Raw genomic sequence first — 15,098 nt, 5'->3', positions numbered from 1 at the left:
CCAAATGCCATGGGCCGAGCGAGAGGGCCGAGAGGATTCGGAGGACCAGTTGTTAAAGCAAAGGATAGCAAGGGTACGATCAAACGAATATGGCGCTATATGGAAAAGCAAAAAATAGCATTGATAGCAGCCAGTGGCCTTGTCATTATTTCGACCTTGCTGAATTTGCTGGCCCCATATTTGATAGGGGTAATTATCGATGATTATATTATTCCAAAGGATTTAGATGGCACTATTCGATTCTTAATATTTTTAGGAATAGTATACATTGCTTCTTCCGTTTTCACATGGCTCCAAACATTTTTAATGGTACGTGTATCGCTAAAAACTATTCAAACACTTCGACAAGATTTGTTTAACAAGTTCCAAACGTTATCATTGCGCTTTTTTGATAAACGGACACATGGAGATCTCATGAGTCGAGTCACGAATGATATAGAGAGTCTTAATAATGCATTGAGTCAAAGCGTTATTCAAATATTTTCATCTGTTCTGATGGTAGCCGGCGTTACGATTGCTATGTTTGCTTTGAACTGGTTATTAGCTATAGTAGCACTACTAATCATACCGCTTATCATATTTACAACGAAGAAAATAATAAAATATAGCAGTAGTAACTTCATTAAGAGACAGCGTGATTTAGGAGAGTTAAATGGTTTCATCGAGGAGTCAATTTCAGGTAATGAGGTAATTACCCTGTTTGGTCAAGAAGAAAATACATTTAATAAATTTTCCTTAGTGAATGAGCGTTTGAGAGGATCAGCAATGGCTGCGGATACAGTATCAGGTTTTCTTGGGCCTATTAATAACTTTATAAATAATCTTGGGTTGGCCCTTATTATTGGGGTTGGTGCGCTTATGACTGTTCAGGAAATGGCTACCGTTGGGATCATTGCAGCTTTTGTTACCTATTCCCGACAGTTCTTCCGTCCGATTAACCAATTATCTAACTTACTAAATACTTTTCAATCCGCAATTGCTGGGGCAGAGAGGGTATTTGAGATCATGGATGAATCCCCAGACATGGTGGATAAGACAAATGCCATAGAAATAGAATCTTTGAAAGGTACTGTAGAATTTTCTCATGTGAATTTCTCCTATGAAAAGGGAGAAACTATCTTAAGGAACATTAGCTTCCAAGCAAAAGCAGGAGAGAAGATTGCGCTAGTTGGTCCGACTGGTTCTGGTAAAACAACCATTATAAATTTACTAATGCGCTTTTACGATATTGATTCTGGAAAAATTGAGATAGATGGAATTGATATACAAGACTATAAAGTTAACAAGCTACGTGAAAAAATCGGAATTGTGCTTCAGGATACATTCTTGTTTTCAGGTACGATTATGGAGAATATCCGATATGGGCGATTAGATGCTTCTGATGACGAAGTAGTTGAGGCTGCTAAGCTAGCATCAGCACATGGGTTTATCAAGCATTTGCCGGATCAGTATGAAACACTCATTACATCAGGTGGATCGAGCTTAAGCCAAGGCCAAAGACAGCTACTGGCTATCGCTCGAGTGATTTTGGCTGATTCCGATATACTAATATTAGATGAGGCTACTTCTAGTATAGATACGAAAACAGAGATTGAAATACAACGTGGACTAAATAGATTATCAGAAGGACGAACTAGCTTTGTCATTGCGCATAGGCTAAAAACAATTGAATATGCAGACAGAATCTTAGTAATTCATCAAGGTGAGCTTATTGAATCAGGGACTCACCAGGAATTATTGCTGAAAAAAGGCTTTTATTTTGAGCTATATGAAAGTCAATTTAATATATAAAAGGAAAAGTTCTCTGGGGATTGTCAATGGCCTCAGGGGACTTTTTTTAAATAAAAGTAATTTAGTACTAGCAACTTTAGGGTGGTAAAGTAAAATATAAGTCGAATTATATAAAAAAATAAAAGAATATTAGTATGAAAGTAGTGATAATTTTTCACGTTTAAGTGCTATTTTCAGAAGGTACTTTCACAACTTAAAGATATGGCTTTTAACATAAAAATATACAATAATTAAGATAAGAAAAAAAAAGGAATAGAGGTGAAAAAAATGGAGAGAACGTTTTCAGTCAAACTATTATTTGAACATATTTCCTCGCCTGAATCTATGCCTAATAAAACATTTGAAGAAACGATAAACATCGTTCGAGCACCTCGATTCGAAGATGTAGATCGTTTAGTAAAGGAACATTTTAAAGACGTCACTTATACCAATGCCTTTGGAGAAAAGACAGTAATAAAATTAGTGATGATTCTTGATGTTTTCGAAATGGTTGATAAAATCGAAGAATCATTAGAATTTGCGGAAGTCTACAGCCACCATATTATTTTAGACGAAGCAGTACAATTAGATAGAACATATTGAATAGATTATCAAAAAAGGACCCCAGTTCAGAGAACTGGGGTCCTTTAAGTTATATTATAGTGCCTTAAATCCAGGTTTGATTGAAGTGATTTCTGGTTTTGCATCATATGCATATTCAATTGTTTGATCCACTGCTAAAAATAATCCGGCTAAAAAAAGTACCCCAACTAATAATTTTTTCATAATAATTCCTCCCAGCTTGTAATATTTAACTGTTTTAAATAATATTTAAAACCTAAATCGAAATAAATAGTCGCTTGTTTATACTGTTTCTCTTCTGCTAGCTTTTGAGCTAAAACATAAGAATAAACGGAGCAATACTTATACTCTTGTTTTAATTCGAAATACTTCAATATTTTTTTGAAAGTGCTAAGTAAATCATGTTTATCTAAAAGTATTGCTTGATATACTTCCAAATGGCTTGAATAAAATGTTCTGGTTTTTTCTGGAAGTAGATTTAATAGTTTAAAGCCTCTATTAAGCCACACTATGGCATTCTCTATATCAGAAATTTTATGGTATTCCTTGAGAATATTTAGGATAGTTAATAAATTTTCCTCAGGATTAGTATTTTCACTTAAGCTATTTTGAAAATGTAATAAAGCTTGCTCGTGATTTTTAAGAAGTGAGTGACAAGCTCCCAAATTATGTTCTATTTTTCTTTTAAATTTTGAAGACTCAATTTTAGAGCTAATGTCCTTAGCTTTTTCAAAGGTTAAAACCGATTCATTTATAACACCTGTATGTTTTTGAGCAATTCCTAAAATTATCAGACATTCAATTGAACGTTCAATTAATATTTCTTGATTAAAATAGGATAATGCAGATTTAACGTAATCGATAGCTAAAATATACCTTGATTCTGATAATACGGCTAAACTAGATATATAGTATAATTCAGCCATTTCCCAATCTTCCATCCGATAACTTTTAATAAGCGTGAAAATTTGTGTTAATAGTTCCGACGCTTCTCGAAATTGATTATTTTGATATGCTATTATTCCTTGAATAGAGAAAAAGTAAAAAAGCTGTTCAGTATCCATTTCTTTTTTAAATTCTTCAAGTATTATTACATTAGCTTGTACTTGATTCAAGTAGTTTGGAAGCATAAGCATTAGTCTTGTTTCCATTAATAGAAGTGTTAGCCTTTTGGGTTCAAAGGGATGTTCCTCTATGTATGTCCGAATATCTTGAAACAGACTATTGGCTTTTAATTTATTTCGAGAGTTAATAACGGTTTTGAAAAAGGCTTTGAAGTACGATAATTTTGCTTCATCACCATCATTATTTAATGCATCTAAAGGCACGTTTAATCGTTTTAATAAGTGTTGCTGTATATCCTCACTAGGGATAACTAACCCATTTTCTATTCTACTTAAGTAAGAAGGAACGCAAATACCTGAAGCTAAATACTCCTGCTTCATATTTTGTCTTTGGCGTTCTAATTTGATTAGCTGCCCTATATTCACCTAATTCAACCCCCCTCGAGTAGGATCTTAATAGGAAACAAAATCAGATACTATAATAAAGATAGCATAAAAAAACTGAAAAAAGTATAGAATTGAATTATTATGAAAGTGAACAGCGAAATAGGTCAAAAAAGTGAGGTTTTCTTCGTTCACTTTCTTAAAATAGTTATGTTTCTTTTAAATTTTGTTATTAATTGGATTTAAATTGAATTAATTTTACTACAGTGTTTATTGACTAAGATAGTAGTTTAGAAACTTCAAAGTAAAATATTTACATTGTGATTGTGTTTTTTTAGGTGAATTTTGAGGGTTAAGTAATCTTATTCACAATCTACTAAAAATATTACTGATGGTGAATAATGTGTTTATATGATTATCAAGACAACCCTTGCCCTTGAGTGAATTCTCTATACAATTCATGGTGATTTATTAATTCCTCGTGTGTACCTTTGCCTGTAATTTTCCCTTGTTCTAAGAAGAATATTTGATCTGCATGGATAATAGTAGCTAAACGGTGAGCGATGATTAGAGTGGTGCGACCTTTCATCAGCCGTTCTAAAGCTTCTTGAACAAAAGTTTCTGATCCACTATCTAAGTTTGAGGTAGCCTCATCCAACAGTAGTATCTTAGGATCATGTAAAAGGGCTCTCGCAATAGCAATTCGTTGTCTTTGTCCTCCTGAAAGCTTCATACCTCGTTCGCCTACCAATGTATCGTATTTGTCTGGTAACTCTTCGATAAAGGAAGAGGCATTTGCCGATTCTGCTGCAGCTTTAATTTTTTCCATGGAGGGAATATCGGTCATTCCATAAGTCATATTGGACAAAATCGTTCCACTCATTAAAGGACTCTCCTGTGATACGTAAGCCATCTTCGAACGCCAATCTCTTAAAGAAAGTTCTTGGATAGGAGAGTTGTTAAAATAGATAACACCATCGTTTGGCTCATAAAACCTTTCAAGTAAAGAAAATATAGTTGTTTTACCTCCACCACTTGGACCTACAAAGGCGGTAACTGTACCTGGTTTAGCTTCAAACGAAACTCCGTTAATGACTTTTTTGTCTTCTCCATACGAAAAATGAACATCTAGGAATGTTATAACACCATCCTCCAATGGTTTGTTTGCCTCTTGTTCAATAGGCTCACTGTCCATCTTAAATATCTCTTGAATACGTTCTGTTGCTCCAACCGCCTTCTGAAAGGAGGTAAAGAAAGTGGCCATTTGAGCAAAAGGAAATATAATTTGTACAAGATAGAAGATAATAGCAACAAGATCTCCAGCGGAGAGATTGCCATTAGAGACCTGTAAGCCTCCATAGCCTAATATGACTACTAAAATTCCCATCATTATAAGTGTCATTAAAGGGGATATGAATGCCTGGATTTTTGCTTCCTTTAAACCGAATCGATATAAGCTATGAATGGCTTCTCCGCCACTAGTTGTTTCGGTACGTTCTGCACGATATGATTTGACGAGTCTTATCTCAGAAAGTACTCTGCCAAGCAATCCAGAAAAAGAGGCCATTTCTTTTTGAGTAGCCTTAGCTACCTTATGCATCTTGGAGCCAAGAGGAATCATAATTGCCATGCTTAATGGTACGCTAATCAGCATAATCAGTGTCATTTTCCAATCGATGAAAAATAAAATAATAACTGAACCAATTATCGTTATTATGCCTGACACAAAATTTACTAAATGGTCGGTAACCAATGATTTTAATGTGGTCGTGTCCTGTGTGATACGACTCATTGTCTCGCCGCTTTCATGGCGATCATAATAGGGGACGGGTAGATGGAGAACCTTACTCCACAGTTTCCTTCTTAAATCAGCAACTACAAACTCACCAATGTAAGCTAAGAGATAATAGGAGAACCCTCCGAATACCGCCTGCAATATAAATACACCCAATAATATGAGAATAAGTGTCCAGTTGAAGGAAGCAGAGGTCAAAGAATCAACCAAGGTTTTAGTTACTAAAGGTACAACTAGACTAATGACAGTGCTCAATAAGGAAAGGACTATTGCTAAAATAGCCATTTTGATTGGCCATTTTAAACTCTTCAGTAATTGAAAAAAGTTTTTAGTGGATGAGGACATCCTAAACACTCCTTTCTTCTTTGTAAATTTTTAAAGAAAAAAATCGTGCAAACAGTGAGTTGCACGATACTTATAATGCCTTAGTCTCTGCTTTAGGTCTCTTTTGTAGTTCTACAACTAGCGGATCTGCAGACATTTCTAATAGACTAGCTTGTTTGTTTTGCAATTCTAATCGCATTTTTTCCGTTTCTAATAGGAAATTGTCATATCTTAATTTTTCTAATTCAATTTCGTCCTTGATTACTTTAGATTTCATAGATTGCATTTTGCGTAAATGGGTTGTCCAAATTGCGGTTAAAGGGATTGAAAAAACCATCACTACAGCAACGAATCCAATAAAAAGTCCAAAAAAGTCTTCCATGTTATTTCCTCCTATTTCTTTTTCCCTAGTATATACGAAAAATAAAGAAAATAGTTTCCAATTAGTAAAGTAATTTCAAAAAAAGGAAAAGCTATTCTATTAGGTGTGTATCGACCATTAGAATAGCTTTTCAAGATTTTCTATTTATTTAGGTAGGCCCAAGCGTATTGAGCATAAAGCTCTGCTCCTGTTGCAAGTGCATCCTCATCGATATTAAAGTTTCCGTGGTGGTGGGCCCATTCTGTATCCTTTTCTGGATTTCCACTTCCTACAAGGGCAAAGCTTCCAGGTGCCTTAGTTAAAAATGCTGAGAAATCCTCTCCGCCCATAGTAGGCTTTTCGTTATAAACTGAATCAGGGCCAAATGCTTCAGCCGCAACCTGTTGAACAAGTTTTGCGCTTTCTTCCTCGTTATCTACCGCATCAGTTCCACGTGTGTATTCTACCTCTGCTGTCGCTCCGTAAATAGCCGCCACGTTTTCAGCATACTGGGTAAGGGATTTTTCAATAAAATCACGAGTTTCGGGATGGAAGGTACGAACAGTTCCCTCAATCTCTGCATTTTCTGCAATTACATTGAACCTCGTACCAACCACCATCTTTCCAATTGTTAGTACTGCCGGGCTTTGCGGGTCGATTGTCCGCGATACGACTGTCTGAACATTCATCACAAAGGAAGAAGCTACAAGAGCAGCATCAATACATGCCTCAGGTATCGCCCCATGTCCACCGCGTCCTTTAAATTTAACTGTGAAAAGATCTGCTGCTGCAAACGAAGGGCCAGGTGTGCAGGATACTTTGTTCGTCGGCATTTGTGACCAGATATGTATACCGAAAACATTGTCCACGCCTTCCATAGCACCCTGTGCTACCATAGCTTTAGCACCCTGAGCGACCTCTTCGGCAGGTTGAAAAAATAACCGAACATTTCCTGGCAGCTGATCCTTCACCTCTGATAAAGCCTTGGCAGCGATTAATAGCATGGACGTATGAGCATCGTGTCCACAAGCATGCATTTTTCCATCTGTCTTAGAAGCGTAAGGGACATCATTTAGCTGCTGGATGGATAATGCATCCATGTCACCTCGAAGAGCCACTGTCTTTCCAGCGGGATTTCCTTTAATCTCTGCTATAACACCAGTCGGATTGGTTTTTCGATAGGAGATTCCTAGTTTTTCTAAATAATCACAAACAAATTCCGTCGTTTTAAACTCTTCAAAAGATAATTCAGGCTCACTATGCAATGTTCTGCGTAATTGGACTAGTTCCTTACTATTGTTTTTTATAGATTCTTTAATTTGATTGTTTATCATGCTGTCCCTCCGTTAGTCGTAATGCTGTTTCATATAAAATAGTTGCCCCTTTAGCAAGATCGTTTACATCGGACCATTCCTCTGGGCAATGGCTTAATCCATCTCTGCTAGGGATGAAAATCATTCCACAAGCTGTGTAATCGGAGAAAATCATAGCATCATGTCCTGCACCACTGTTGATATGACAATAGGGAATGTCAAGTTTCTCGCAGGTTTCAGTTAAAATAGTACCAATATTTTCGTCCATCATTTTTGGAGTAGTATAAAGCAACTGCTCTATAGTAGTTCGTATGGTTGGGGTGGTCTTAGATTCAATCAGTTGCCTCACTTTACTAATCGAGTACTGAACATTTTTTTCATCTCCAGAACGAATGTCTACTGAAAAAATCACTTTGTTTGGAATCACATTGGAACCGTTAGGGAAAACTTCTAGCTGACCTGTTGTAATAACTGTTCCATGTCCAATTTCCTCAGCTAGCTTTGGAAATGTTGATATTATTTCGGCTGCTATTACTAATGCATCTGCCCTTCTGTCCATAGGGGTAGTACCTGCATGGCCGGCCATGCCTTGGACAGTGACTTCTAGCTGGGTCAGCCCCACGACTGCATCAACTACTCCAATGGATATATTTTTTTCCTCCAGAATAGGGCCTTGCTCAATATGTAGTTCCAAGAAGGCTTTAATTGATTTTGGGTCACGGTATTTTTCCTTTGTACAATCCAAGCCAATACTAGTCATAGCTTCTTTTATAGAAATACCGTCTTTATCAACGAGGGCTTGAAAATCTTCCTCTGACAATAATCCCATCATTCCCCTCGAGCCCATTAATCCTCCACCATAGCGAGTTCCTTCCTCCTCAACCATGGCAATAATCTCAAGCGAGTTAACTGGTTGGATTTGCTGTTCCTGATAAAGAGCTGCGACCTCTAATCCTACTATTACACCAGCAGCTCCGTCATAAGCCCCTCCGTTTGGCACGGAGTCGAAATGAGAGCCAACTAAAACAGAGGGGGCTTCAGGGTTAGAGCCTACTAATTTACCAAATATGTTACCTAAGCCATCCTCCGATACAGAGAGGTTATATTCTTTCATTTTATCTTTAATATAGTTTCTAGCATCTAAGTCATCCTTTGAATATGTAAGTCTAGTCACTCCAGCTCCTGGAGTTGCTGTATATTCACTTAATAGGTTAATATGCTGTTCAATTCTTTGCTGATTGGCTATCATTCTATCACTCCTTATAAAAATCCTACGAAAATACCAGCTAGAATAACAGATACAACAGTTACACTGATGAATCCTCCTACTAGCATTGGAGGAAGCATGTGACTAGTTAAAACTTCCCTTTCCTTCTCGTCCTCTGTTAAAGCCTTTATAACTTCATTTGTAATGATGTAATCAGCAGGGAAACCGTATAAAGCAGTTAAAGAAACAGCAAATGCCATGTTTTTGCTTACCTTTAAAATTTTCCCGATGATAAAGGAGAATATGTACATTCCAATTACACCTAGAACGATTGTCCCCACCAAAGGATAAAGAATTTCCATGATCATGGAAGGTGTAGCATTTTTTAAAGCATCGAAAACAAATAGCATTAAAACAAGAATACAAATACCAAAGCTATTTGCCTTTTGAAGTACGTTACGTTCTAAGAATCCGACACTTCCAGCAATAATGCCAAATAATAAGCAGAGAACAAAGGGACTAATTTCTACAATAGGATTTAAAAGAGTAGAAACTCCATATGCAAGGAACCCGACAAACGCTAATCTAAATAGCTTGAAGTAATCTGAATTGTATTTGGTAGGTAAATTTTTAAACATTTTAAGTTCTTCTTTTGAATCCTCAGTTGAATTTTCTAGTTGCCCAGCAATAGTTAATTTTCCTTGACGGAACTTGTTAAGTAGATCCTTTCCTTCTTTTTTGAGAACAATTGAGGTGAGGGGATACCCTGCAAATCCCTGCATAACGTAGATAACGATTGCAAATACAGACAAAGTTGTAAGTCCTGCATTTGCCGCACCTTCTGACATGATTAATGCAGATACAACGCCACCAACTAATGGAGGGATAGCTACCACAACAGTTTCAAAATCAAACAATAGAATTCCAATCGTGAATAGAGCGACAATTATACCTAAAATACCAGCTAATGATATTAAAATAGTTTTCCATTGTTCCTTTAGCTGTTGAAGAGAAAGAAGTGTTCCCATATTAGTGATTAGCAGGTAAATCATCATAGTTGCAACTACAGGTGGTACTCCTGCTATAGATACGATTTCCTTAGGGAAAAAGGTCCAATAGCCAATGATGAAAAGGACGGCTGAAACAAAAACAGAGGGGATCCAGGCCTTTGTTCGAGTGGAGACCAATTCTCCAATAAATAAAATAGCAATAACTATAACTAAAGCAAGCATTTGCGGCATAATTTTCCGTCCTTTCTGACAATAAAGAATAATCAATACATTAACATAAAACTTTATCGGAATAAAGTATATAATATATTTCAGAATAATTAATTTATTAATAAAATTATGTAAGTGTTTTCATTGAGAAATATAAAAAAAGGCATTTCCATTTCTTATGGAATGCCCTTTTTCATAAATTTTTTTATTCAGCAGGATTCAGTTCTAACTCTACTGTAATTTTAATATCTTCTCCAACTAATACGCCGCCTGTTTCAAGTGCTTGGTTCCAAACTAAGCCAAAGTCTTTGCGGTTTATCTTAGTCTCTGCCGAGAAAGCAACTACTTCTTGCCCCCAAGGATTTTTGCCTTTACCACCATACTCAACCTCGAATGTAACTGGCTTAGTTACGTCTTTAATCGTAATGTCACCTGTTACATCGTATTCGCCTACGTCAGTAGTTTTAATATCTGTTGCTACAAATTTAATATTTGGATACTTTTCAGCATCGAAGAAATCTTCTGATCGTAAATGATTATCACGATCCTCATGATTAGTATTAATGGAATTAACGTCAATATTAAAATTAATTTCTGCACCTGTTAAGTCTTCAGCAGTTCCTTCTAAATCAGCAGTGAAGTTAGTAAAGCTTCCTTTTACCTTAGAAACCATCATGTGTTTTACAGAAAAATCGATACTAGAATGTGCTGCGTCCAAGTTAAATTTTGTCATTTTCATTTCCTCCTATAAATCTATTTTTATGGCTCCATCATCTAAAAGATGGATGTGGACTCAAATATTTTATATTTGAGAGTCGTGAGCAACTTGCTACAAGTTACTTTATGTAAGTAACTATAATTTAATAATATGATTACGTCAAGTAATTTAATTACTTTGGTTTTACAAAAAATATGAAAAGGCGTATAATGCGTAGTGATAGAGGTGAATTATATGAAAGAATTATCATTGTGTCCGCGACTTTCCAAGGCTATGGAGTTGTTAGGTAAAAGATGGACAACTTTAATTATTTATCAATTATTAGATGGCTCTAAAAGATTTAATGAAATAGAGTCTTCTCTTCCTATTAGTGGACGTTTGTTGTCTGAACGATTAAAAGAGCTTGAGAGAGAAGGTATTGTTCAGAGAACTCTTTTTTCTGAGGTGCCAGTTCGAGTAGAATATAACCTAACTGACAAAGGAATGGCCCTTAAAAATGTTATAACTGGGATTGAAAATTGGTCCAAGGATTGGTTATAATAATAAACTTGAAAATTTATATAGGAAAACGCATACTATGTAAGGTGACAGGTTAAAGAAGAAAGGATTGTCTTTTTTGAACAAACAAGTATGGTACCAAGACTTAATTACAAAGCTAGACCCAAATAATGTAAAAATAGATGAATCACTTCATGTACACACGATGACACGTATGGGTGGCATGGCTGACTTATTTGTTACACCTGAAAATGAGGATGAAGCAGCTTTCATAGTTGATTACACTCATAAAAATAAAATTCCTCTGTTATTGTTAGGCAATGGTTCTAATATGGTTGTAAGAGATGGGGGAGTACGTGGCATTGTTCTTTCCTTAGAAAAGCTGAATAAAATCATTATTGAAGCTAATCATGTATATGCTGAAAGTGGTGCTGCTATTATTGATGTTTCTAAAGCAGCTGCGAAGGAATCATTAGCAGGATTAGAATTTGCGTGCGGTATTCCGGGAACAGTTGGTGGAGCAATGGCTATGAATGCTGGAGCTTATGGCGGAGAAATCAAGGATATAATCTTGCAATGTACCGTTCTTACACCTAGCGGAGAAAAACTTATTCTTTCAAAAGATGAGCTGGAGTTAGAGTATCGTAAAAGCATCATTACGAAAGAGGGCTACTATGTGTTATCGGCGGAATTTGAGCTGAAACAAGGAAATCCAGAGGAAGTAAATGCAAAAATCGCTGATTTAACCTTTCAACGCGAATCTAAACAACCATTAGAGTATCCTTCTGCAGGAAGTGTCTTCAAAAGACCACCAGGATATTTTGCAGGTAAGCTAATTCAAGATAGCGGGATGCAGGGTAAAGGGTTTGGTGGAGCAGAAGTATCTACCAAGCATGCAGGTTTTATCGTCAACAAAAACAATGCAACAGCAACAGATTATATTAATACAATCGAAATGGTTCAAAAAGCGGTGCGTGACAACTTCGGGGTGGAACTAGAACTAGAAGTTAAAATCGTTGGTGAGAACAGTAAATAATATAAAACAGGTTCTATGAATATACATAATTCATAGAACCTGTTTTATTTTCATTTAGAGACTTACATTAGATTATTTTATAAGAAATTGAACGGATGAGCAGGGGTTAAATGCATTTCGTCGAATTATGTCATAGATAGATAAAGGGGGTAATTATTTGAAAAAGGGTTGGAAGGTAGCTGTCTGGATAATTGGGATTCTAGTAGCTATTGTAATTGTGGGGGTGGTTGGTTTAAATGTTTTTTTGTCTAACACTAAACCTATTATTCGTGGTGAGCTGGCTGTAGATGTGTTGGATGAAGAAGTGAAGGTAACAAGGGATCAGGATGGGGTTCCTCATCTTAAAGCGCAGAGCGATGCAGATCTTTATCGCGCTCAAGGATTTGTTCAGGCGCAAGATCGTTTGTTTCAAATGGATTTAGCTAGACGACAGGCAAGTGGTCAGCTTGCTGAGGTAGTGGGCAAAGGCGCGTTGGATACAGATAAATTCTTTTTAACTTTTAGCCTACGAGATGCAGCAGAAAAATCCTATGCAGGCTATAGTGATGAGGCAAAGCAAGTGCTGGATTGGTATTCAGAAGGAGTAAATGAATTCATTGATTATGCGATAAAAGAGGGCAAGCTTAGTTATGAATTTAAATTACTAGGCTATGAGCCGAGAGAATGGTCTCCGGTTGATTCCTTAACAATTGGAAAGTTTATGGCTTATGATTTAGGTGGTAACTGGTCAAGCTTAGCAATCAGGCATTGGGCAATCAATGAGTTCGAGCAAGAGAAAGCAGAAGAGCTTTTTATAACTTATCCTGAGGATTCACCATCTATTATTGAAGCAAATCTGAAGAACCCAGTTACTGTTAGTGGCCGTTTTGATACTACTGTACTGCCGAATGAATTTAATGGCAGTAATAACTGGGTAGTAAGTGGTGAGAAAACTGCTAGCGGAATGCCGCTATTAGCGGATGACCCACATTTAGGGCTTAGCACACCATCCATATGGTACCAAATGCATTTAGAATCACCAGACCAAAATGTGAGCGGAGTAATTTTTGCAGGAATCCCTGGTATTATATTGGGCCATAACGAAGAGGTTGCATGGGGAGTTACGAATGTAGGGCCAGATGTACAGGACTTATATATAGAAACACCGAACCCTGACAATCGTACGGAATTTATGTATGAAGGTAAATGGGAGAAAGCAGATATACGGAAAACGAACATAAAAGTAAAGGGAGAAGAGGATGTGCCATTTGAGGTTGTAGTGACTCGGCATGGGCCAATCATCTCTGATGTGCTGTTCAAAGAGGAGGAAGCATCAGGTCTATTCTCTATGCAGTGGACAGCGCTAGAGCCTACTTTAGAATTACAGGCAATATTGAAGATGAATAAGTCATCTAATTGGGATGAGTTTGAGAATGCACTAGAAGATTTTCATGCCCCTGCACAAAACTTTGTATTTGCAGCGAAGGACGGAACAATTGCTTATAAAGCAAATGGTAGAATTCCATTACGTAAAACAGGGGATGGACAGCTACCGGTTCCAGGAGATTCAAATGAATTCGGATGGACTGGATATGTGCCTTACAATGAGTTACCCTCGGTTGTAAACCCGGAGAAAGGTTTTATCGCAACAGCGAATAATGAGGTAGTAAATGACTCTTATCCATATCATATAACTGATTTTTGGGCTCAATCCTATCGCTACGAAAGAATTGCCGAAGTGCTTGAGGGCAAGGATGACCTTACTAAAGAAGATATGATGGACCTTCAGATGGACCAAGAAAACTTATATGCAAGGGAATTTTTAGCTTCGATGGTAGAGTCGGTGGAAAAACAAGATAGCAATGAGCAATACAAGGATGTATTAGTCATATTAAAGAATTGGGACCAAGTGGACGATAAAGATCAGTCTGCCCCATTAGTTTTCCACAAATGGATGAAACAGCTTCCAAAAACTTTATTTGAGGGGCAAATGCCCGAGGACGTCTATGCTATGTTACCGGGCAAGGGTAATATTTCTGATCAATTATTAAGAAAGGGTTATCAAAACGAAGCCAGTGCTTGGTTAGAAGAGTATGGTGGAATTGATAAATGGGTCTACGATTCATTTGTGATTGCTGTTAAAGAGATAGAAGAGGATTTTGGTGAAAATGAAGACAAATGGAGATGGGGAGATTTCCACCAATTAACCTTCGATCACCCAATCTCAAGTGCCTCTCCAATACTTGCCTATTTCTTAAATCCTAAGCCGGTGCCTATTGGAGGGTCTAATATTACCGTTCAAGCTGCAGGCTATGGTGAAGATGGTAGTGTAGATCACGGTGCCTCTTGGAGGTTTGTTGCCGATTTGTCTGACCTTTCAGAGGCGTACCATATTGTAGGCCCGGGCCAAGTTGGTCATGTTAAATCTGATTGGTATCACAGCCAGGTAAGAGACTGGGCAGATGGTAATTATCACACCACGGTAATTGATGGAGATATAGATGAAGGTTTTGAATTGATATTAAAAGCTAATTAGAAGATTGAAAGACAGCTAGGGAACCGAGAATTTTTCTCTCGGTTCCTTTTTTAGTGAAAAATATTCAGAGCACTTGCATTTATATGAAACATACCATCCAGACACAACCTATGATTGTAGCGGCAGGCGACGACTCCGGCGGGATTAGGGAGACAGCTAAGACATCACAAACGGAGCGAATGCGACGGTGATGGCTTAACGCTCCCCCCGAGGAAAGCGTTCGTCTAAAGCGGAAATCAGCCATCTATAAGTGTGCTTTATATAAAATATACTTTCTTCCCGATTTGTTAGATTACATTAAAATTTGTATT

13 protein-coding genes are annotated in these 15,098 nt (G+C 37.0%); 5 read left to right on the top strand and 8 right to left on the bottom strand.

The features are described 5' to 3' along the window. Positions 1-9 precede the first annotated feature (9 nt). Complete coding sequence (locus MKY94_RS18560; protein ID WP_342578702.1) at positions 10-1,791, top strand: ABC transporter ATP-binding protein; 1,782 nt, start codon at positions 10-12, stop codon at positions 1,789-1,791. A 267-nt stretch (positions 1,792-2,058) separates the two neighbouring features. Next, positions 2,059-2,373 carry a DUF4288 domain-containing protein gene (locus tag MKY94_RS18555; protein WP_144539510.1) on the top strand — a complete coding sequence of 105 codons (315 nt, stop codon included), beginning with the start codon at positions 2,059-2,061 and terminating at the stop codon, positions 2,371-2,373. A gap of 54 nt (positions 2,374-2,427) precedes the next feature. Here MKY94_RS18555 and MKY94_RS18550 read toward each other — a convergent pair whose 3' ends face one another. From MKY94_RS18550 to MKY94_RS18515, 8 genes are all read right to left on the bottom strand, one after another. Then, a complete protein-coding gene (locus MKY94_RS18550; RefSeq protein ID WP_267873933.1) occupies positions 2,428-2,556 on the bottom strand; it encodes a hypothetical protein in 129 nt (42 codons plus the stop codon). Then, a complete protein-coding gene (locus tag MKY94_RS18545; RefSeq protein WP_154312191.1) occupies positions 2,553-3,842 on the bottom strand; it encodes a helix-turn-helix domain-containing protein in 1,290 nt (429 codons plus the stop codon). The genes MKY94_RS18550 and MKY94_RS18545 overlap by 4 nt, the downstream gene beginning before the upstream one ends. 376 nt (positions 3,843-4,218) lie before the next feature. Next, positions 4,219-5,940: an ABC transporter ATP-binding protein gene (locus MKY94_RS18540; RefSeq protein WP_154312192.1), complete on the bottom strand. Its 1,722-nt coding sequence runs from the start codon at positions 5,938-5,940 to the stop codon at positions 4,219-4,221. 70 nt (positions 5,941-6,010) lie between these two features. Continuing rightward, entirely contained in the window at positions 6,011-6,301 is a 291-nt protein-coding gene (locus tag MKY94_RS18535; protein WP_151112440.1) for a hypothetical protein, read from the bottom strand. Positions 6,302-6,441: 140 nt separating this feature from the next. Then, a complete protein-coding gene (locus MKY94_RS18530) occupies positions 6,442-7,614 on the bottom strand; it encodes an amidohydrolase (protein ID WP_154312193.1) in 1,173 nt (390 codons plus the stop codon). Continuing rightward, positions 7,595-8,842, bottom strand: coding sequence for a Zn-dependent hydrolase (locus MKY94_RS18525; protein ID WP_151112444.1), 1,248 nt, complete (start codon positions 8,840-8,842; stop codon positions 7,595-7,597). The genes MKY94_RS18530 and MKY94_RS18525 overlap by 20 nt, the downstream gene beginning before the upstream one ends. 11 nt (positions 8,843-8,853) lie before the next feature. Then, positions 8,854-10,041: a hypothetical protein gene (locus MKY94_RS18520; protein ID WP_151112445.1), complete on the bottom strand. Its 1,188-nt coding sequence runs from the start codon at positions 10,039-10,041 to the stop codon at positions 8,854-8,856. 184 nt (positions 10,042-10,225) lie between these two features. After that, positions 10,226-10,753 carry a YceI family protein gene (locus tag MKY94_RS18515; RefSeq protein WP_151112447.1) on the bottom strand — a complete coding sequence of 176 codons (528 nt, stop codon included), beginning with the start codon at positions 10,751-10,753 and terminating at the stop codon, positions 10,226-10,228. Between the two features lie 219 nt (positions 10,754-10,972). Between MKY94_RS18515 and MKY94_RS18510 the strand changes: the two genes are divergently transcribed. The 3 genes from MKY94_RS18510 to MKY94_RS18500 all read left to right on the top strand — a co-directional run bounded on the left by MKY94_RS18510 (position 10,973) and on the right by MKY94_RS18500 (position 14,787). Further along, the gene (locus tag MKY94_RS18510; protein WP_144539527.1) at positions 10,973-11,278 is read left to right on the top strand and encodes a helix-turn-helix domain-containing protein; all 306 of its coding nucleotides are present in this window, start codon (positions 10,973-10,975) and stop codon (positions 11,276-11,278) included. Positions 11,279-11,354: 76 nt separating this feature from the next. Next, the gene (gene murB, locus MKY94_RS18505; RefSeq protein WP_151112449.1) at positions 11,355-12,272 is read left to right on the top strand and encodes a UDP-N-acetylmuramate dehydrogenase; all 918 of its coding nucleotides are present in this window, start codon (positions 11,355-11,357) and stop codon (positions 12,270-12,272) included. Between the two features lie 157 nt (positions 12,273-12,429). Further along, entirely contained in the window at positions 12,430-14,787 is a 2,358-nt protein-coding gene (locus tag MKY94_RS18500) for a penicillin acylase family protein (RefSeq protein ID WP_342577567.1), read from the top strand. Positions 14,788-15,098 lie beyond the last annotated feature (311 nt).

Origin of the sequence: Psychrobacillus sp. FSL K6-2843 (assembly GCF_038626375.1) — a bacterium.
Lineage (GTDB): Bacteria > Bacillota > Bacilli > Bacillales_A > Planococcaceae > Psychrobacillus > Psychrobacillus faecigallinarum.
This window is presented reverse-complemented; position numbering and strand designations above follow the sequence as displayed.